We start from the raw sequence: 18,568 nt of genomic DNA on the forward strand, positions 1-18,568 counted from the left end.
GCCGAACGGCCGACCGTTGCCGGTCAGGCCTTCAGCACCTCCACCTTGTACGAAACCGCATCCCCCTCCTGCTCGATGATGAGCCCGTGCACGTCCGACTCGAAGCCCGGGAAACGCGCATTCTGCTCGCGGGCGATGCGCAGCGACTGGATGATCGGCTCGTCGCTGTCACCAAAACGCTCACCCGGCATGATGGTCGGGATGCCCGGCGGGTACGGCACCAGCATGGTCGCCGCAATGCGGCCACTGATCTGCTCGATGTCGACCCGCTCGATCTCGCCCTTGACCAGGTGGTTGTAGGCATCGGCCGGGGTCATCACCGGCGTCGGCAGATCCACATACATCTCACGCATCACCTTGGCCACGGCAAATTCCTGGTTGAACGCATGCAGCGCGTCGCAGAGGTCACGCAGGCCCCAACCGGCGTAGGCATTCGGATAGTCGGCAGCCAGCGTCGGCAGTGCCTGGCTCAGCGGCGCATTGCGGTCGTAGAGTTCCTTGAACGCCATCAGCTCGGTGACCAGGGTGCTCCACTTGCCCTTGGTGATGCCCATCGAGAACAGGAACAGCACCGAGTACAGATTGGTCTTTTCCACGGTGATGCCGCGGCCCCACAGGAACTTGCTAAGCACCGCTGCCGGAATGCCAAGCTTGCCCATGCTGCCGTCCATCGCCAGGCCCGGGGTCAGCAGGGTCACCTTGATCGGGTCGATCAGCACATAGTCGTCGACCAGGTTCTCGAAGCCATGCCAGTGCGCATCCGGCTGCAGGTACCACTCCTCGCGCTTGGCCACCAGCGGCGCCGGCGTATCGCCCTTGTCCAGACTGCGCTCGACCTGGGTCGGCTGCCACACGCTGAACCACCAGTCGTCGCGACCGAGGTCATCGCGCACGTGCAGCATCGCGCGGCGGAAGGCGATGGCTTCGTCATGCATTTCCTGTACGAGCGAGCGGCCGGCATCGCCTTCCATCATCTTCGACGCCACATCACAGGCCGCGATCACCCCGTAGTGCGGGCTGGTCGAGGTGTGCATCATGAACGACTCGTTGAAGCGCTCGGCATCCAGGTTGCGCTGCGCCGAATTGCGCACGTGGATCATCGACGCCTGCGAGAACGCAGCCAGCAGCTTGTGGGTGGAATGCGTGGTGAAGATGATCGCATCCTGCTCACGCGGCTTGCCCTTGGCCATGCCGTAATGGTTCTCGTAGAACGGATGGAACGCAGCATAGGCGTACCACGCTTCGTCGAAATGCAGGAAATCGACCGCGCTGCCGATCTCGTCGGCGATCTTCTCGGCGTTGTAGCACAGGCCGTCGTAGGTCGAGTTGGTGACCACCGCAATGCGCGGCTTGGAGCCGGCCTTGTAAGCCTGGCTGGCCAGCGGGTTGGCGGCGATGCGCTGCTGCAGCGACTCCGGCGTGAACTGGTCCAGGCTGATCGGGCCGATGATGCCGTGCGCGTTGCGGCTGGGGGTGAAGTACACCGGTACCGCACCGGTCATGATCAGCGCGTGCAGCAGCGACTTGTGACAGTTGCGGTCGACGAACACCACGTCGCCGCGGGCCACCGTACCGTGCCAGACGATCTTGTTGGCAGTGGAGGTGCCGTTGGTGACGAAGAAGGTATGGTCGGCACCGAAATTGCGTGCGGCCTCGTTCTCGGCGTCCTTGATCGGGCCGGTGTGATCGAGCAGCGAACCCAGCTCCGGCACCGAGATCGACAGATCGCTGCGCAGGGTGTTCTCGCCGTAGAACTGATGGAATGCACGGCCGACCGGCGACTTGGTGAACGCCACGCCGCCGGCATGGCCTGGCGTGTGCCAGGAGTAGTTCGACTCGGCCGCATGGTGGATCAATGCCTTGAAGAACGGCGGCAGCAGGTTCTTCATGTAGTCTTCGGCCGCGCGCATCACCTGCCGCGAGATGAAGCTCTTGGTATCTTCAAACAGGAAGATGAAGCCGTGGATGTACTTGAGCAGCTTGCTCGGCACTTTCTCGATGGTGCGGCGCTCGCCGTACAGGAACACCGGCAGGTTGGCGCGGCGCGCGCTCTGCTCGCGCAGGAAGGCGGTGAGGCGCTGGAACTCGCCATCCACTTCCTCGCTGCCATCGATCGAGATCAGCACCGCGGAGGCTGCCACGTAGGTGCGGGCACCGGCGCGGGCATCATCCAGGTTCAGGCCGCACAGCACGCGCTGGTCGTTGCTGCGCAGCTCCTCCACCAGGGCGCGGATCAGGATGCCGCCGATGCGCGGCGACTCGTAGTCGTTGTCGATGACAATGACCGGATAGTCCAGGGACTTGAAGTACACGTTGATTCTCCTTGTCTAACTCAGGAACGCTGGGCGCCGGCGCTGATGGCCGATGCCTCGCGGGCGCGCTGCCGCTGCTGGCGGCGCTCCTCGCTGAAGAAGGGATAGAACACGGTGATGAACAGCACGAACAGGAAGGCGTACTGCACGATGGTTCCCGACGAGCCGTAGATCGCCCACAGGCAGTACACGACGGTCAGGCTGGTCAGGGTCCAGAACGCACCGGTGTGGACGAGGGTGTGCGAACGTTCGACCACGAAGTAGCAGGCCACGCACGAGTAGATGTAGGGCAGCAGGGTCAGCACCACTGCCGCCGATGTGATCACGTCGAACTGGGCCGACGCGGTTTCCGAGGTGGAGGTGACCAGCACCGCCAGGGTCATCAGCACCGCCACGATCAGCACGCCCTTGACCGGCACGTCGTCCTTGTTGGTCTTGCTGAAGATGCTCGGGAACAGGCCATCATCGGAGGCCGCCTTGGCACTCTGTGCGGTCAGCAGGATCCAGCCGCCCAGCGAACCGGCAGCGCCGATGAAGGCGCACAGGCTCACCAGCGCACCGCCCCAGCCACCGACGGCCTTGGCGGCAGCCAGTGCGAACGGGGCATCAGAAGGTCTGCAGCTCGCCATTGGGCACCATGCCCATGATCACCGAGGAGCTTGCGATGTAGGCGATGGCGGCCAGGAACACGCCGGCCAGGGTGGCGCGGGCCACGTTCTTTTCCGGGTTCTCCACCACGCCGGCGGTGACCGAAGCGGATTCGACGCCGATGAAGGCCCACAGGGTCAGTGCCGCGGCACTGGAGATCGCGCCGAAGTTCGACTCGCCGGACACGTTGTAGGCGCCCTTGAAGATGTCGGCATCGAAGAAGAACCAGCCGAAGATGGCGATGCCCAGGATCGGCACCAGCGCGAAGCTGGTGGTGACCGTCTGCACGCGGCTGACGAAGGCCGGGCCGATCATGTTGGCGAAGCTCAATGCCCATACCAGGATCAGCACCGCGATGCAGCGTACCAGCGGCTCGGACAGGATCGGAAAGAAGTAACTGAAGTAGCCCACCGCCGCGATCGGAATGGCGACGTTGCCGATCCAGTTGGCAAACCAGTAGATGGTGTTGGTCTGGAAGCCCATGTACGGGCCGAACCAGTCACGTGCATAGGCATAGGGGCCGCCCGCCTTGGGTGCCAGCTTGCCCAGCTTGGCGAATACGAAGGCCAGCAGCAGCGCACCGGCGGTGGTGATCAGCCAGCCCCAGATCGAGGCGGTGCCGATCTTGGCCAGACTGGACGGCAACAGGAACACGCCTGAGCCCATCATGTTGCCGGCGACGAGGAAGGTGGCTCCGACCACCCCGATTTTCTTTGCTTCTGCCATGACAATCTCCTGTACTGGCATGAGCCCGGTACAACCGGGCGTGGGGACGGTTACGCTGGCGTACGACCGCTTGCGCCTATTTGATGAAGTTGTATTGCAGGCTGCCCTGCACCCGGACCGTGTCGCCGCGCGCGCCGCTCTGCTGTTCCAGGCGCCCGTACAGCAGCTCCATGCCCATCGTCCACGACGGTGCCGGGCTCCAGATCAGGTTGAACACGCCGTAGCGGCTCTGACGGAATGCGTCGGCCGCCAATGCGGCATTCCGCTCCAGGGTCAGCTGGCCGAAGATCAGGTTCGAACGCCACAGCTCGGACCAGTAGTGGGTGTAGCCAACGAATCCACCGTGCAGGTCCAGCGCATCAAGGCGGCCATCGGCACCGACCACCGCGTCCAGTCCGGAGCCGGTCAGGTCGGCGGTGTAACGGCTGAGGCCGCGCCCGCCGAGGGCACCGAACAGCAGCAGGTCGCGCTCGCCTACCGCCGCCGAGCCACTAAGCTGCAGGCCTCCGGCGGCGCGCCGATCGCGCTCGCCCTCCCCGTCGTAGGCCAGGCCGCGTGCCACCGCGCCGAGCTGCAGGTGGCCCCAATCGCGCTCCATGCGCGCGGTCACCGTCACATCCGGCAAGCGGTTGACCGCAGCCCGCGCATCGCTGGCACCGGCCAGTTCGGTCTTCGGATCTTCCGCGGCGACGGTCAGGGTGTTGCCCTTGCCCATCGCAAAGCTGTGATGGATGCCTGCCACCAGCAGGTAACCGGCGCCGCCGGGCCCTGCAAAGTCCAGCGTATCGGGCAGGCTGTCCGGATCCATGAAACTGGAATAGCCATAGCCGGCGTAGGTGTTGCCGAGCTGGCCATAGGCATGGCGCAGGCGGAATTGGTAGCCATCGCTGCTGCCGAAGAAATCATTCTCCAGGTAGAAGCGCAGGTTGCCATGCGTGGTCGGGCGCCGTGCCTCGAAGCTGAAACGGGTCTGCTTGGCGTGGATGTTGAAGTTGGACACGTCACGATGGCGGCCGCCCACGGGCATCGACGACGGAATGAACTGGTCCTCGTCGCCGGCCGCACGCGAATCGGCGATGGCATCGAGTTTGGCGTAGCCGCCGATACGGATCACCGTGTCGGTACCTGGAATAGCGAAGAAGCCCTTCAGATCGGGATCGGTCGGACCAGCGGCACTGTCGGGACGCGACGCAGCGGTGGACGGATCGGCCACCGATTCGCGCAGTGGCAGCACCGGCGGCGCCACGCCCGGCACCTGGGTGGGGTGTAGCAGGTTGGCACTACCGGTGGGCGCGATCTCGGGCGCTGGCAGCGGTGCGCTGGCGGATACAGCAGCCCCATCATGCCGCTCGAGACGGTCCAAGCGCTGCTGCATGCCTTCAAGTGCCTGCCGCATGGCCGTGATCTCACGCCGCAAGGCCTGCGCATCCTCCCGGTCATCCTGCTGCGCATGCGCCGGTGTTATCGCCAACGCGGTCAAACAGGCCAGACTCACTACCGCCAAGCGCATTGCATCCTCCCTGGACAAACACTTGCAGCGCGATGGCGGGACGCACGCATGCGCCACTCCGGCCTCACGTTGCCGTTGCTCGAAATGCGGATACCGCGTTGACGACACCAGTCAGCCTGCACATCGCAGGCCGCAGGACGATGACACTGTCCTGCCCGCACCAATGTCGACCCCAACAAGGCCGCGCTGCCAGAGAGGTGGCGACCGCAGCGGTCTGGGTAACAAGCACGGGGTGAGATTGTCGTGAATGGCTGTGCCGGCTGACCCCGATCAGGGCGTGGCGAGCGCGGCATCCATCGCGCGTTGACGCTGTATTCCATGCCTCACAGGCTAATTTGCCTGTCGTTTTTGGCCTTGATTGGAATCAAAGCGCAAGGCTTGATGTCAGTCACTATTCAGACGTGATGACGAACAAGTCATGCGCAGGCCGCAACGTCCGTTTTGATCACGAAAAGCAACAGGCCCGCATGCTGCCATGCGGGCCTGTGGGTCATTCGAGATGAGAGTCGCGACTCAGCGCGGGCCCAGCACCGTCTGCAGGTCGGCCCCCTGCGGCAGGCCCGCGCGACGCTGCACCTGACCCTGCGCATCCTGGAACAGGATGCCCGGCGTGCCCTGGAAGCCCATTTCCAGCATCAGCACCTGGTTCGCGTCGAGCTTGCCAGCGATCTCGCGACTGATGCTCGGCAGCGGCTTGATGCCGCCACGATCGAACTCATGTTCATTCTGCAGCAGCGCTGCACTCGGGTCCCGCGCAGCGAGGATGGCTGCCGCCTTGGCCGGACTGTCTTCGCGGATCACGCCGACCATGATGTGACGCAGCTGGACCTTGCCCGCATCGACCCACGGCCGCGCCGCTTCCCAGAACTTGTGGCAGTACGGGCAGTTGGCATCGCTGAAGGTGTAGACCACGCGCGGTGCATCAGCCTTGCCATCGCGCACCCATGCACTGGCCTCCAGCTTGGTCCACATCTTGGCCGACATTGGTTGCGCAACCAGCTTCTCGACGGCCTCGGCGGCCACATCGTTGCCCTCGGCATCGAACAGGCTGCCAACCAGTACGTGCTTGCCATCGGCAGTGACGTAGGCCGCGGCCGGCTGCTGGCCGCCGACCACGCCGGCAAAGCCGCGCAGGCCGCCCGGTGCGTCGAATTCGGCAACGACCTCGAAGCCATGCTTCTCGATGCCCTTCAGCACAGCCGGGCGGTCGCCCTTGACGGCGGAGACCGCAGCACTTGCTGCCGGTGCCGCGGCAGTCTTGCCCGGCGGTGTCTGTGCCTGGCTGCAGGCGGCCAACGCCAGCATGACCGGCAGCAACAGCACCGCAGGAACGGTGCGCAGGGAAGTCGACAACATGGGAACTCCGTAGTGAGATGCCCGCGCAGGCTACCGCAGCCGGCGCAGTTTGTGTTCAAGACCCGCTGCAGTCAGTTCGCCGAGGTGCAGTTCGCGCAGGCGTCCTTCGGCATCGAAGAAGAGGGTCGATGGGTAGGCCTGCACGCCGAGCACGGTGGATGCTGCAGCGTCATCGTCAAGCAACACGTTGCCGAGCATGAGTCGCTCGCCAGCGATGAAACCCTGGACCTCGCCCAGGGTTTCTCCCTGGTTGAGGAACACGAACTGCACATCCGCGTGTGCCTGCTGTGCGGCCGCCAGCACCGGCATCTCGCGCCGGCAGGGCCCGCACCAGGTCGCCCAGAGATTCAGCACCAGCGGTTTTCCCCGGAACTGCTGCAGATCAACCTTCCCGCCCTGAAGATCAGCCACCTGCAACGTCGGCAGCGGCATCTGCCGTTCCTGCCAGGCGGACAGCATCTGGCTGCCGCCCGCCCATAGCAGCACCCCCATCAATGCGCCGACCAGAACCGGCGCACGCAGGGCGCGCCAACGCCGCAACCGCCACAGCCCCCACGCCAGTCCGGCAACAAGCACTACCGGCAGGTGATAGCCGCCGTCTGCGATCTGCAGAATGCTCCAGGGCGCTTCGCGATACAGGGCAAGGTTCAAGGCGACGAAACTGATGCGGCCACAAAGCAGGCCAATCAGCAACATGTCCAGCACCATGCTTGCCGCCGAGGGCAGCGGCCCCCCGTCCTTCCGGCGTGGCCACAAATGGGCCACGGCCATCGCCAGCAGCACGCACGCGAGAATCAATACCACCGGCATCGGCACCGGCCCAACACTCGACATCAGCTCACCTGCTCATTCGTCCACTGGCTGCATGGTCGAAGGGACGCGCCCACGTTGCAAGCGCGACATCTGATCAGGTGCTAAGCCGCACTGCGTCCCAACTGCAGTGCCGAGGGGACCGGCAGGCCGCGCAGGCTGCCCGCCACCGATGGCATCAACGGCCGCTCACGCCGCTTGCTGTTGACGTGGCGGCGATAATTGGCCGGCGTCATGCCAACGATGCGCAGGAACAGGCGTCGGAAAGCACTCTGATCCGCGTAGCCCACACCCCAGGCCACTTCATCGATGCCTGCCCCCTGCTGGAGCAGGGTCTGTGCCTTGGCGATGCGCAATCGCTGGCAGTATTCGATGGGGCGCAGCCCCGTGGCCCGCAGGAATCGCCGCTGCAGCGTCCGCGGCTCCAGCCCGGCGATCTCGCAGATCGCGGCGAGAGTGGCGCCGCGTGCTGCTGTGGTGTGCAGCCAGCGCTGCGCTTTCAGCACATCACGATCGCCATGGGCGAAATTGGCGCTGAAACGCTCCAGATCCTGCTGAATCGTCGCCGGCACGGTGATCCCCAACTGCTGTGCCACCGCGCTGGCCACGCCCTGCCCGTGCAACCGGTACAGCAGGCGCAGCCCCAGGAAGCGCCAGGCCTGCGAACCGCCGACGGTCAGCAGATCGCCATCATCGACCAGTGCACGTTCACTCGGCACCCAGCTGGCGGCCTGTGCCTGCAGGCCGGGGTGCCGCGCCAGATCAGGTCCGCTGACGGTACGCCCGGCCAGCAATCCGGCGCGGGCCAGTACGCTGACACCATCACTGGCGGCGGCCAGCAGGCTGCCGCCGTCGTAATGAGCCCGCAACCAGTCCAGCAGGATCTCGTCGGCACGCAGGCAGGCGCCGGGGCTGATCTGGCCCGGCACCGCGATTACCGCGGGAATGGCGGCGTCGAGCATTTCCGCCCCGGCAATGCGATGCACGCCGGTCTGGCTGGCTGGCACGATCCAGCGGGTAACCAGCACGCGCTTGAACGGCCGGCGCTGCTGCTGGGCCAGGCGATTGGCCACGTGCGCCATCTCGGCCAGCACCGAGGCGGCCGAGGGATCGCCTCCCGGGTACTCGACCACCGCGACCTCGACGAATCCTTCGTTCCTGAATCCTTCCACAGACCACCTCCTCGGTTCGTTGCAGGCCATCGAATGGCCGGTTCAGGCGAAGGGTAGGAACTGGTCCAACGGCAGGGCTATGAAGAAAGTTGCAAAGTGCGCTGAATACGCGTCTCGGGACGAAGTCTTGACTCTTGACCAGACTCAAGGCTTCACAATGTCCGGCAGCACCCGCAGGAATCAGCCATGAACATTGGACAACTGGCCCGCCAGGCTGGCGTGCCCATCGATACGGTCCGCTACTACGAGCGCCAGCAGCTGCTGCCCACCGCCGCACGTTCGGCCGGTGGCTACCGCATCTTCGGTGAGCAGGACCTGCGCCGGCTGCGCTTCATCCGCCGGGCCAAATCACTGGGCTTCAGCCTGGAAGAAATCGGCGAGCTGCTCGCGCTCAGTGATCGCCACCAGCAGGACATGGGCAGCGTCCGCGACACGGCCCAGGCACGCCTGCTGGATATCGCGCAGCGGATGGCCGAACTGCAGCGCATGCACAACGCGCTGTCACAACTGGTCGATGCCTGCCCGGGGCACGGCACGCTGGATCAATGCCCGATCCTGGCCGCGCTGACCGACGACACTGCATGAGCCGAGGCGAGCGACATCCACGTCGCAATCGACGTGAAGAAAAGTGCAACAAATGCTTGCCAACCCCCTGGGGCAAGGCTATTATTTCGCTCCTCAGCGACGTGGGGCCATAGCTCAGCTGGGAGAGCGCCTGCATGGCATGCAGGAGGTCAGCGGTTCGATCCCGCTTGGCTCCACCAATCTTTCGGCATTAGGCCGTCGAAAGGTCGCTAAAGAACATTGATGAGAATTGCGTCCCCATCGTCTAGAGGCCTAGGACATCACCCTTTCACGGTGGCGACCGGGGTTCGAATCCCCGTGGGGACGCCACTCATCACGAACAACGAGGACCCGGCCGATAACCGGGTCTTTTTTGTTCACCGTCCACCGGTATTCAGGTTGTGGCGTTGCGGTTCCCCTGCCCTCGTGGCTACGGTTGATCCGGAACGAAAAAAGCTTAAAAAAAAGCTTCCACAAATGTGAACACGCAGGTATGATGGGCGGCTCGGTAACACGGGGCCATAGCTCAGCTGGGAGAGCGCCTGCATGGCATGCAGGAGGTCAGCGGTTCGATCCCGCTTGGCTCCACCACTTTCGACATTAGGCCGTCGAAGGTTTTACAACTTGAAGTTTTTCGTGCGTCCCCATCGTCTAGAGGCCTAGGACATCACCCTTTCACGGTGGCGACCGGGGTTCGAATCCCCGTGGGGACGCCAGTTTCAAACGGACTCTGCTCCCAGCAGAATCCGATGTTTCATGGGGCCATAGCTCAGCTGGGAGAGCGCCTGCATGGCATGCAGGAGGTCAGCGGTTCGATCCCGCTTGGCTCCACCACTTCGACATTAGGCCGTCGAAGAATCTACAACTTGAAGTTTTCGTGCGTCCCCATCGTCTAGAGGCCTAGGACATCACCCTTTCACGGTGGCGACCGGGGTTCGAATCCCCGTGGGGACGCCAATTCTTGAAAACCCCGGTTTCGACCGGGGTTTTTCTTTGCCTGCGATCTGCTGGCGGAACGCATCCACGCATGGCGTGGATCTACCCCGACTCTGCAGTAGATCCATGCCATGTGTGGATGGAAAACGCTGGACTGCGCCTCAGAACCGCCGATACATGCCGATCGATGCCGGTGCCGTTGGTGCAAAACCGAACTGCGCGTACAGCCGATGCGCCTCGCCATCGGCCAACAGGCTTACATAGGCCGACGGCGGCAGGTTGCCCTGCATCCACTCGCTCAGGCGCCGCATCACTTCCTTGCCCAGGCCCTGCCCCTGCAGGCGCGGCAACACCGCGATATCGCAGACCTGAAGGTGGCATCCGCCATCACCAACGATCCGCCCCATCGCCACCAGCTCGTTGCCCTGGTAGGCACACACACCGAACAGGGTATTGGGCAGCGCACGCTCCGCGGCCTCCGCGGTCTTGGCACTCAGGCCGGCCAGCACGCGCAACTGGCAGTAGCCCTCGACGGTTGGCACAGCCTCGCGGAACTGGCAGGTGGCGGAATCATTCATGCGGTATCTCCCTATAGGTCGGGCTATCCTGCCGCATCCCCGTCGCACTTGCTGCGATCCATCCCGGCAGATTCCCCATGTGCTATTCCGCCCTGATCCGCGCCGACTACGCCAAGCTGGTGCGGGAGTTCGGCGCCATCCTGTCGCTGGAAGAATTCGCGGAGCTGTACGCGCACGATCCGGGCAAGAAGCGACCGAAGACACCCAAGGCGATGGATGACGGCTTCGCTGCTGCACGCACCGAGCAGGGCCGCGACATCGTGGCGAAGATCCAGCAGTGGCATGCGCAGGAGCAGCGCGAACTGGAAGCGGATCTGACCCGCCAGCGCGAGCGGCGCGATGTCGCCAACGCCACTCTGGCGACCCGCCCTACCCAGAAAGCACGCAACGACCTGCGCGTGGCCGGCAACCGCATCGAGCGCGCGCAAGCCCGGCTTGAAGACCTGCACCGGGTGCAACTGCTGCCACGCGACAACAGGATTTTCCCTGGCACCTATGCGCCGGTGATGATCAGCGAGAACGGCAAGCGGGTGATCAAGCCGATGCGCTACCAGTGCCGGCTTCCCGACAAGCCCGCACGCAACGATGTGCTCTACCCCGGTACCTACAACGCGCGGCGCGACAGCCTGGAAGGCTATTGGCGTGGTGCGTTCGGCCTGCGCCACGGCGTGGTGGTGGTGCAGGCGTTCTACGAGCACGTGCCGCGCCATGCCATCACGGGACGCACGCTCGGCGCAGACGAGAAGGAACAGGACGTGGTGCTGGAGTTCCGTCCCGATCCACCGCGCGACCTGCTGCTGGCCTGCCTGTGGGCGGAATGGGAGGGCCCGGAGGGCCGCCTGCTGTCATTCGCCACCATCACCGACACACCGCCCGGCGACGTTGCTGCGGCTGGCCATGATCGCGGCGTAGTGCCCATCCGCAAGGAACATCTTGACGCCTGGCTCAATCCCGATCCGGACGACCTGGCGCGGCAGTACCGAATTCTCGATGACCGCGAGGATATCCGCTACGTGTACGAGGAAGTCGCCTGAGCGGCGCGGCTCAGGCCTTCGCGCTGGAGCGCCCCACCGCGCGCGCCAGCGCCTGGCTCAGATCCGCCGACAGGTACGGCTTGACCAGCAGCACACCGGCCAGCATCGACTCCGGCAACTGCTCGGCCAGCATCCCTGTGGCCAGCACGAACGGTACGCCACGCGCCGACAGCGCAGCTGCGACAGGCTCGCTGGTTTCATTGCGGGCAAGGCGATAGTCCAGCAGCGCCACGTCCGGCGCCGAATCTTCCAACAGACGCAGCGCTTCGGCCACGCCCGCCGCCAACCCGACCACAGTCGCGCCGGCATGCACCAGCTGCATCTGCAGCAAGGCAGCACTCATCTCGTCGTTCTCGACCACCAGCACCCTCAGGTCCTGCAACACTGTCATCGGCTACCGCTCCTGGAGGCATACATGCGGCCGCAGTATAGCCACCATGGGGTCGAAGCCGACAGGATGCGCCCCGATCGCCCCTCCCCCTATGAAAGCCCTGCCGACCTCGGTTACACTCGCACGCTGCCTGCCGGTGTGGCGGAATGGTATACGCAGCTGACTCAAAATCAGCCGGGGGTGACCCCATGAAGGTTCGAGTCCTTTCACCGGCACCACTGCATCAAAGGCCAGGTCCCCGACCTGGCCTTTTTGCATTTCCGGGTTTGGAACGCCGACACTGGCAGCCATGCCCGCCCCTTTGCACCCCTTGCTTCCCGACACCCCGCCCACGCGCCTGCGCTCATTGCGGCCGGATGATGCTGTCGCCTGGTCGCGCTATCTTTCGCTGCCCGGCGTGACCGAACACACCAGCTGGGGTGACGTTTCTCCAGAAGCACTACGCCACCTGATCAGCAGCTACACAGCTTCGCCGGTCGACCGGCGCTGGGCACTGGCCGATGCAGACAACCTGCTGATCGGCACCGTAGGCCTGAACGGAATCGATCTTCAGCATCGCCGCGCCGAGCTCGCGTATGACCTCGATCCCCGCTGGCATGGACAGGGACTGGCCACGAACGCGGCGCGCGCCGTACTGGCCTGGGGCTGTACCACACTGGCGCTCGTCCGCATCCAGGCCACGGTACTGGACAGCAATACCCGTTCGATCGCCGTGCTGGAACGCATCGGCATGCAGCGCGAGGGACTGCTCCGCGCCTATCGCCAGGTCCGCGGCCAGACCGCTGACTACTGGATGTACGCACACATCGAGAACACCGCGTCATCGTGCTGAAACACAACGGCAACCACTGACAACGTTGCCAATGGACGCAGCGCACACTTTTCTTGCAAGCCTCACGTGCATCTGCCTATCTTGAGGGCAGCCGGACCTGGGGGCGGGGGAATGCATGACGTTGCGTGCTGCACTGTTTTTTCTGGTCACGCACGCGCTTGTCATTGCTCTGATCGGCCCTCAGGACCCGATAGGCTCCTTCCTGCTGTTGATGGCTGCCCCCCTTCTGGCGGCGCTGGCATGTGTGCGGCGTGCCCGCGACAGCCGGGCCGCCTGCAAGTGGCGGCTGCTCGGCTTCGCCGTCGGCCTGTTCTCGATCGCCCTGCTGGCCCAGCTGTACCGCATCGCGGATGGCGGCGGGCAGGCACAGATGCCACTGTCGTCGCTGATCCTCTACGTGTTCTACCGGATACCGCTGACCTACGTGGCGGCCAGCCCTGGGGGCGGCAACCGCTACGTGCGCGCCGTGGACCTGTCGATCATTGCCGTGCTCTGGCTGCTGTACTACGTGCACACGCGGGCGCTGGTGCACCTGGATGCAGCCCTGTGGATGCAGGGTCTGAACGCGATGAGCACCGTGCAGAACGGTCTCGTATTCTGCTTCGCGCTGATCCGCTTCCTGGCCGAAGACAATGCCGATCGGCGTGACTTCTTCCGTACCCTGACGACCTATGCGCTGGGTTATTTTCTACTCGCGTTCTACATCAATCACTACCAGCCCCAGGTGCCCGACGGCGGCTGGGGTGACCTGTTGATCAGTGGCCTGTTCGTACTGCTCGCAGTGATGGCAGGCAGCCCATGGCGGCCGCCCGCGGTAGCGGTATCGCGCAATCTGCGCCGTGTCGTCGATGCTGGTGTTCCATTGATGCTGCCCCTGTTGCTGATGATGGTGGCACTGCTGGTCTCACGCCTGCATCCAACACTGGCAATCGTCGGCTTCATCGGCGCCATGCTCGGCTATGCATTACGCAGCGTGCTGACCCAGGTCGAGATCCAGCGCCAGCGTGACGAACTGGAAGCACTGGCTCGACGCGATCCATTGACCGGGTTGGGCAACCGGCGCAACTTCGACGAATCACTCGGCAGCGCCCATCGCCGCGCACGCCGCCAAGGGCTGGGCCTGGCCGTGCTGATGATCGACATCGACCACTTCAAGCGGCTCAATGACACCTATGGCCACCCGGAAGGTGACCGCCGGCTGCGCGCGGTCGCCGGGATCCTTGATGGTTGCCTGCAACGCGGTGACGACCTGCTGGCCCGTTATGGCGGCGAAGAGTTCATCGCCGCCCTGCCCTCGCCCGATATCACCCATGCCCTGAGCCTGGGCGAACGGTTGCGCGCGGCAGTCGAAACCGCCGGCCTGCCGGCGGCCGAAGCCGTCGTCACCATCAGCATCGGCGTAGCCTGGCAGGCCGCCCGCGAGAATGGCGATCCGCGCGACCTGGTCGACCGCGCCGACCAGGCCCTGTACCGGGCCAAGCACGCCGGGCGCAACCGTGTGCACGGCGCCCCGGCCGCCACGGCCGGGAGCGAACGGCCCGACCGGCGCGCCTAGACCGCGCGCAGCACCGCTGCCCCGTGCAGATGCCCGGCCGCGCCCTGCACGCGGAAACCGGCCACGGTGTGCAGCAGCTGCGCCGACTGCTCCTCCATGCTGCGCGCCGCCGCCGACGCCTCCTCGACCAGCGCTGCGTTCTGCTGGGTGCCCTGATCAATCAGGTCGACCGCATGGTTCATCTGCTGGATGTCGTCGCTCTGCTGCTGCGCGGCGGTGCTGATCTCGGTCATCAGATCGCTGACCCGACGCACGTTGACCACGATCTCGTCCATGGTCCGGCCGGCACTCTCGACCTGCGCGGTACCGGCGCCGACGTTGGCGACCGACTCGTCGATCAGGTGCTTGATCTCCTTGGCCGCGCTGGCCGAACGCTGCGACAGTTCGCGGATCTCGGTGGCGACCACGGCAAAGCCACGGCCGTGTTCGCCGGCACGTGCAGCCTCCACCGCTGCATTGAGCGCCAGGATGTTGGTCTGGAAGGCGATCCCGTCGATCACGCCGATGATATCGACGATGCGCCGCGACGAGGTGTTGATCACCGCCATGGTCTCGACTACTTCATGCACCACGCTGCCGCCCTTCGCCGCGACATCGGCAGCACCACCGGCAAGCTGGCTGGCCTGCCGCGCATTGGTGGCAGTGCGCTGCACGGTCTCGGCCAGCCCCTTCATCGACACCGCGGTTTCCTCCAGCGAGGCCGCCTGCTGCTCGGTGCGCTGCGACAGGTCGCTGTTGCCCTGCGCGATCTCGGTCGCGCCCACCGCGATGGTGTCGGCGGCGAACTTGATCTGGCCGATGATGGCCGCCATCGCCTCGACCAGCGAGTTCACACCCTCGCACAGCTCAGCGATCGGGCCACGCTTGTCGGCCGTGGCCACGCGCTGGGTCAGATCGCCGCCCTTGGCTGCTGCCACCACTTCACGGGTCTGCGCCACCGCCCGCTGCATGGCCTGGTTTTCATGTACCTGCGCGGTGATGTCCGTAGCGTATTTGACGACCTTGAACGGCTTCCCGTTGAGGTCAAGGATCGGGTTGTAGGACGCCTGGATCCAGACCTCGCGCCCGCCCTTGCCGAGGCGCCGGTACTGCCCGGCATCGTATTCGCCGCGTCCGAGCTTCTGCCAGAACTGCCGGTACGCTTCACTGCTGCGGTGGTCGGGTTCGACGAACAACGAGTGGTGTTGTCCACGCACCTCGTCCAGGCTGTAACCGGTGGTGGCGAGGAAATTGTCGTTGGCCGAGAGGATGCGGCCATCCATGCTGAACTCGATCACCGCCTGCGACTTGCCGATCGCTGCCAGCTGCCCGGCCGAGTCCGCCGCCTGCAGTTTCTGCGCGGTGATGTCGGTAGCGAACTTGACCACCTTGTAGGGGCGTCCCTGGCGGTCCAGCACCGGGTTGTACGAGGCCTGGATCCAGATCTCACGCTGGCCCTTGCCGAAGCGCCGGTATTGCCCGGCGTCATACTCGCCGCGCCCCAGCCGCGCCCAGAAGTCGCGGTACTCGGTGCTGCCGGCGTGCTCTGGATCGACGAACAACGAATGATGCTTGCCCTGGATCTCTTCCAGCCGATACCCCATTGCCTGCAGGAAGTTGTCGTTGGCCTGCAGGATGGTGCCGTCGAGCCCGAACTCGATGACCGCCTGCACGCGGTGCAGCGCCGCGACCTGCGCCTCAAGCTCGGCGCGGTCGTTCGCCGCCAGCTCGGTACTGGGCCGATGCCGGGGAGCCAACGCACCCAACAGCGCGCGCCAGGGAGACCAACGGGTATGCAGCTCGGCCGGCGCCTGCGCGCCCGCCGTGAAGCCTGGAATGAGCATTGTCTGATCCTCGGTGTCCGGTAAGCGGTTGCGATCCGACGGGCGGGATGCCCGGCGGCAACATCAGTTGCCTGGGACTACAGGTGCCGGCTGGCACCCCTCGAGCGGCTGGCAAGAACGTCTGGTGCGGGCGCGATCAGCATCTGGGAGCGGCGGAACACACGGCGCGGGCCGCCCATCGGGGGCAGCCGGGGGTCCTGCAGCGGGTGACTGGAGCGGGATCCAGAGGGGATATCGGCGATGCCGTCGGCGGCTTTAACCGGATTCCGCGACGCCCGTCGCATCTCCATGCTTTGCCGCAGGAATGCGGTAGACAATTGCCGTGTACTTCACATTCTTCTCACGCGCGACGGGCATGCCGCCAAGCGATTCGACCAGGCGCCGGCTCGGCGCGTTCTGCTCCGCCACCGGGTAGCGGAAGGCCGCGCATCGCAGGTGTGCGGAGGCCCGCGACCACACCGCCGATACGGCTTCCCGGCCGTAGCCCTGCCCATGCATCGCCTCGCTGATCCAGATGCCGAGTTCGGGCTCGGCGTCTCTGCTGCGATGCAGGCCAGCCAAGCCAAGGAAGGCGCCATCGTCACGCCGGCGGATGACGAAGGTGATGTCCGTGCCCGAGGCGATGGTTGGCAACCACGCCTGCCAGACCACAGCGAAGGCCTCCTTCGACGGCGGCGGCTCGAACGCCATGTAACGGGTCAGCCCCGGCGTGATCGCTGCGAACGCCTCATCCGCATCCGCGGCCGTGAAAGGCCGAAGGCGCAACCGCGCGCTATCGATCATCCAGTTGCCGGATGTCATGTCATGCACCACCTGTCCATGGAATACAGCCTCGCCCAGCAGGCTGATGCAACGCAAGGCAAAAGGGTTTACATGACCAACGGGAGGTTCCCGGATACAGGGAAACGGCCAGCATGCAGTGACCTGCAGGACGTTCACGGACACGGAGATCAACATGCTTCCACGCTTGGCCAGCTACCTCTTCCTGGGCCTGTGCAGTACCGGCGCCCTGGCTGCCGATGCCGGCTACCGGCCGACCTTCCATCCCGACCAGCTGAAGGGCCCACCCGCCGGACGCCCGAACGAGGTGCTGGTGTTGGGCAGCCCGCATCTGTCCAGCCTGCCGAAGACCTTCGAACCGGCGATGCTGGAGCCACTGCTGAAGCGGCTGGAGGCCTGGAAGCCGACCGCGATCGCGATCGAGAACCTCTCCGGCCTGCAGTGCGATTTCATGCGCCGCAATCCGGCCCGATACGCCGAAAGTGTCGAGGGCTACTGCATCGATCCGGCGCCGGCACAGGCCGCCACCGGCCTCGACGTTCCCAGCGCCAACGTAGAGATGGAGCGCTTGCTTGCGGATTGGCCGAAGGCGCCAACCGCTGCCCAGCGACGCCGATTGGCCGCAGTGTTCCTGGCCGCGGGCGAAAGCAGTTCGGCAGTCGTCCAATGGCTGCGGCTGCCCAAGGAAGAGCGACGTGCCTCCGACAGCCTGACACCAGAGCTGGTGCAGTTCCTCGACACGCGCATGGCCCGCCGCAACGAGGCCGGCCTGGTGGCCGGCGTGCTCGCCGCACGCCTGGGGCTGGAGCGCCTGTGGTCGGTCGACGACCACACTGCGGATTCGCCGACGCCGGCATCCCAGCAGAAGGCCTATGCAGCGGCCATCCGGGGCGCCTGGGACAATCCCATCGTCAAGGCACGCAGGGCCGCTGATGAACGACTGGAAGCCAACCTTGCCCAGCCAGACGGACTGCTCGCGATGTATCGCGCCTACAACACGCCTGAAACCGCGATGGTCGCCTACAACAGCGACTTCGGCGCGACGCTGGTCGAGCCCTCGCCGGAAGGCTTCGGCCGCAACTACGTGGGCTATTGGGAAACCCGCAACCTGCGCATGGTCGCCAACATGCGCGACGTACTCGGCCAACAGCCGGGTACCCGCATGCTGACCATCGTCGGTGCCTCGCACAAGGGCTACTACGAGGCCTATCTCAACCTGATGCACGACGTGCAGCTGGTCAGTTCGGATGAAGTGCTGCGTTGACGCACCATGACATGGGAGATGCGGTGACCATCCGCCGCATCACTCCACCGCGCTCCGGCCTGCCCGCCACAACACGATGCTGGCCCCGCCGATACAGGACAGCGTGAACACCAGCAGGGCGATGGCACCGCCCTGCAGGACCGGCAGCAATGCCTGCGCGTGCAGATCGTCGCGCACCTCTTCCAGACGCAGGCAGGCCGCCAGCGCCAGGCACCAGCCCACCATCGCCGGGGCGTAGGCCCGCATCGCAACCGGGTTCCAGACCTTCATGGGATCA

The 18,568-nt window shown here is 65.1% G+C and carries 15 protein-coding genes, 7 tRNA genes and 1 pseudogene; 12 read left to right on the forward strand and 11 right to left on the reverse strand.

All coding sequences use genetic code 11. The annotated features are described in order from the left end of the window. Window positions 1-23: 23 nt before the first annotated feature. The 6 genes and pseudogenes from AC3ITW_RS13460 to AC3ITW_RS13485 form a co-directional block, all read right to left on the reverse strand. Window positions 24-2,312 carry an Orn/Lys/Arg family decarboxylase gene (locus tag AC3ITW_RS13460; protein WP_006373744.1) on the reverse strand — a complete coding sequence of 763 codons (2,289 nt, stop codon included), beginning with the start codon at window positions 2,310-2,312 and terminating at the stop codon, window positions 24-26. A gap of 20 nt (window positions 2,313-2,332) precedes the next feature. Next, a pseudogene (gene adiC / locus AC3ITW_RS13465) lies at window positions 2,333-3,686 on the reverse strand (arginine/agmatine antiporter). A gap of 76 nt (window positions 3,687-3,762) precedes the next feature. Further along, a complete protein-coding gene (locus AC3ITW_RS13470; RefSeq protein WP_489389634.1) occupies window positions 3,763-5,196 on the reverse strand; it encodes a DcaP family trimeric outer membrane transporter in 1,434 nt (477 codons plus the stop codon). A gap of 513 nt (window positions 5,197-5,709) precedes the next feature. Further along, window positions 5,710-6,552 (reverse strand): thiol:disulfide interchange protein DsbG, encoded by an 843-nt coding sequence (gene dsbG, locus AC3ITW_RS13475; protein WP_012511408.1) that lies wholly within the window; start codon window positions 6,550-6,552, stop codon window positions 5,710-5,712. A gap of 30 nt (window positions 6,553-6,582) precedes the next feature. Continuing rightward, window positions 6,583-7,386, reverse strand: coding sequence for a TlpA disulfide reductase family protein (locus tag AC3ITW_RS13480; protein ID WP_006373780.1), 804 nt, complete (start codon window positions 7,384-7,386; stop codon window positions 6,583-6,585). A gap of 80 nt (window positions 7,387-7,466) precedes the next feature. Then, window positions 7,467-8,534, reverse strand: a complete 1,068-nt coding sequence (locus tag AC3ITW_RS13485; RefSeq protein ID WP_006373781.1) for a GlxA family transcriptional regulator — start codon at window positions 8,532-8,534, stop codon at window positions 7,467-7,469. A gap of 186 nt (window positions 8,535-8,720) precedes the next feature. Between AC3ITW_RS13485 and AC3ITW_RS13490 the strand changes: the two genes are divergently transcribed. The 7 genes from AC3ITW_RS13490 to AC3ITW_RS13520 all read left to right on the forward strand — a co-directional run bounded on the left by AC3ITW_RS13490 (window position 8,721) and on the right by AC3ITW_RS13520 (window position 10,055). Beyond that, on the forward strand, window positions 8,721-9,119 hold the full coding sequence (locus AC3ITW_RS13490) for a heavy metal-responsive transcriptional regulator (RefSeq protein WP_006373782.1): 399 nt from the start codon (window positions 8,721-8,723) through the stop codon (window positions 9,117-9,119). Window positions 9,120-9,222: 103 nt separating this feature from the next. Then, window positions 9,223-9,298, forward strand: a tRNA-Ala gene (locus AC3ITW_RS13495). Window positions 9,299-9,352: 54 nt separating this feature from the next. Next, window positions 9,353-9,428 (forward strand) — tRNA-Glu (locus AC3ITW_RS13500). 185 nt (window positions 9,429-9,613) lie between these two features. Continuing rightward, window positions 9,614-9,689 (forward strand) — tRNA-Ala (locus tag AC3ITW_RS13505). Window positions 9,690-9,738: 49 nt separating this feature from the next. Beyond that, window positions 9,739-9,814, forward strand: a tRNA-Glu gene (locus AC3ITW_RS13510). Window positions 9,815-9,856: 42 nt separating this feature from the next. After that, a tRNA-Ala gene (locus AC3ITW_RS13515) sits at window positions 9,857-9,932 on the forward strand. 47 nt (window positions 9,933-9,979) lie between these two features. After that, a tRNA-Glu gene (locus AC3ITW_RS13520) sits at window positions 9,980-10,055 on the forward strand. Between the two features lie 140 nt (window positions 10,056-10,195). Here AC3ITW_RS13520 and AC3ITW_RS13525 read toward each other — a convergent pair. Continuing rightward, window positions 10,196-10,612 carry a GNAT family N-acetyltransferase gene (locus AC3ITW_RS13525; RefSeq protein ID WP_006373806.1) on the reverse strand — a complete coding sequence of 139 codons (417 nt, stop codon included), beginning with the start codon at window positions 10,610-10,612 and terminating at the stop codon, window positions 10,196-10,198. Window positions 10,613-10,689: 77 nt separating this feature from the next. On the opposite strand from AC3ITW_RS13525, the gene AC3ITW_RS13530 reads away from it, so the two are divergent. Next, window positions 10,690-11,646: an SOS response-associated peptidase family protein gene (locus tag AC3ITW_RS13530; protein WP_006373808.1), complete on the forward strand. Its 957-nt coding sequence runs from the start codon at window positions 10,690-10,692 to the stop codon at window positions 11,644-11,646. Between the two features lie 10 nt (window positions 11,647-11,656). Here AC3ITW_RS13530 and AC3ITW_RS13535 read toward each other — a convergent pair whose 3' ends face one another. Beyond that, the gene (locus tag AC3ITW_RS13535; RefSeq protein WP_006373810.1) at window positions 11,657-12,037 is read right to left on the reverse strand and encodes a response regulator; all 381 of its coding nucleotides are present in this window, start codon (window positions 12,035-12,037) and stop codon (window positions 11,657-11,659) included. 132 nt (window positions 12,038-12,169) lie between these two features. On the opposite strand from AC3ITW_RS13535, the gene AC3ITW_RS13540 reads away from it, so the two are divergent. The 3 genes from AC3ITW_RS13540 to AC3ITW_RS13550 all read left to right on the forward strand — a co-directional run bounded on the left by AC3ITW_RS13540 (window position 12,170) and on the right by AC3ITW_RS13550 (window position 14,424). Then, window positions 12,170-12,255 (forward strand) — tRNA-Leu (locus tag AC3ITW_RS13540). 71 nt (window positions 12,256-12,326) lie between these two features. Then, a complete protein-coding gene (locus AC3ITW_RS13545; RefSeq protein ID WP_489389635.1) occupies window positions 12,327-12,869 on the forward strand; it encodes a GNAT family N-acetyltransferase in 543 nt (180 codons plus the stop codon). Window positions 12,870-12,984: 115 nt separating this feature from the next. Further along, window positions 12,985-14,424, forward strand: coding sequence for a GGDEF domain-containing protein (locus AC3ITW_RS13550; protein ID WP_065724531.1), 1,440 nt, complete (start codon window positions 12,985-12,987; stop codon window positions 14,422-14,424). Here the strand turns inward: AC3ITW_RS13550 and AC3ITW_RS13555 are convergent. Continuing rightward, window positions 14,421-16,247 carry a methyl-accepting chemotaxis protein gene (locus AC3ITW_RS13555; RefSeq protein ID WP_100468853.1) on the reverse strand — a complete coding sequence of 609 codons (1,827 nt, stop codon included), beginning with the start codon at window positions 16,245-16,247 and terminating at the stop codon, window positions 14,421-14,423. The two genes, AC3ITW_RS13550 and AC3ITW_RS13555, sit on opposite strands and share 4 nt — an antisense overlap. A 255-nt stretch (window positions 16,248-16,502) precedes the next feature. Continuing rightward, window positions 16,503-17,204 carry a GNAT family N-acetyltransferase gene (locus tag AC3ITW_RS13560; RefSeq protein WP_232053948.1) on the reverse strand — a complete coding sequence of 234 codons (702 nt, stop codon included), beginning with the start codon at window positions 17,202-17,204 and terminating at the stop codon, window positions 16,503-16,505. Here AC3ITW_RS13560 and AC3ITW_RS13565 point away from each other — a divergent pair. Further along, window positions 17,203-18,291 carry a DUF5694 domain-containing protein gene (locus AC3ITW_RS13565; RefSeq protein WP_489389636.1) on the forward strand — a complete coding sequence of 363 codons (1,089 nt, stop codon included), beginning with the start codon at window positions 17,203-17,205 and terminating at the stop codon, window positions 18,289-18,291. The genes AC3ITW_RS13560 and AC3ITW_RS13565 overlap by 2 nt on opposite strands. A gap of 39 nt (window positions 18,292-18,330) precedes the next feature. Here the strand turns inward: AC3ITW_RS13565 and AC3ITW_RS13570 are convergent, their stop codons facing one another. Next, window positions 18,331-18,561 carry a hypothetical protein gene (locus tag AC3ITW_RS13570; protein ID WP_489389637.1) on the reverse strand — a complete coding sequence of 77 codons (231 nt, stop codon included), beginning with the start codon at window positions 18,559-18,561 and terminating at the stop codon, window positions 18,331-18,333. Window positions 18,562-18,568: the final 7 nt, after the last annotated feature.

This window comes from Stenotrophomonas sp. KH_052 (assembly GCF_057838755.1).

What these genes read in the sequence shown, in the direction of transcription:
- AC3ITW_RS13565 (WP_489389636.1), top strand. Translation starts at nt 17,203, where the DNA reads ATGCTTCCACGCTTGGCCAGCTACCTCTTCCTGGGCCTGTGCAGTACC.
- AC3ITW_RS13470 (WP_489389634.1), bottom strand. Translation starts at nt 5,196, where the DNA reads ATGCGCTTGGCGGTAGTGAGTCTGGCCTGTTTGACCGCGTTGGCGATA.
- AC3ITW_RS13525 (WP_006373806.1), bottom strand. Translation starts at nt 10,612, where the DNA reads ATGAATGATTCCGCCACCTGCCAGTTCCGCGAGGCTGTGCCAACCGTC.
- AC3ITW_RS13560 (WP_232053948.1), bottom strand. Translation starts at nt 17,204, where the DNA reads ATGTTGATCTCCGTGTCCGTGAACGTCCTGCAGGTCACTGCATGCTGG.
- AC3ITW_RS13530 (WP_006373808.1), top strand. Translation starts at nt 10,690, where the DNA reads ATGTGCTATTCCGCCCTGATCCGCGCCGACTACGCCAAGCTGGTGCGG.
- AC3ITW_RS13555 (WP_100468853.1), bottom strand. Translation starts at nt 16,247, where the DNA reads ATGCTCATTCCAGGCTTCACGGCGGGCGCGCAGGCGCCGGCCGAGCTG.
- dsbG (WP_012511408.1), bottom strand. Translation starts at nt 6,552, where the DNA reads ATGTTGTCGACTTCCCTGCGCACCGTTCCTGCGGTGCTGTTGCTGCCG.
- AC3ITW_RS13545 (WP_489389635.1), top strand. Translation starts at nt 12,327, where the DNA reads ATGCCCGCCCCTTTGCACCCCTTGCTTCCCGACACCCCGCCCACGCGC.
- AC3ITW_RS13535 (WP_006373810.1), bottom strand. Translation starts at nt 12,037, where the DNA reads ATGACAGTGTTGCAGGACCTGAGGGTGCTGGTGGTCGAGAACGACGAG.
- AC3ITW_RS13480 (WP_006373780.1), bottom strand. Translation starts at nt 7,386, where the DNA reads ATGTCGAGTGTTGGGCCGGTGCCGATGCCGGTGGTATTGATTCTCGCG.
- AC3ITW_RS13490 (WP_006373782.1), top strand. Translation starts at nt 8,721, where the DNA reads ATGAACATTGGACAACTGGCCCGCCAGGCTGGCGTGCCCATCGATACG.
- AC3ITW_RS13570 (WP_489389637.1), bottom strand. Translation starts at nt 18,561, where the DNA reads ATGAAGGTCTGGAACCCGGTTGCGATGCGGGCCTACGCCCCGGCGATG.
- AC3ITW_RS13550 (WP_065724531.1), top strand. Translation starts at nt 12,985, where the DNA reads ATGACGTTGCGTGCTGCACTGTTTTTTCTGGTCACGCACGCGCTTGTC.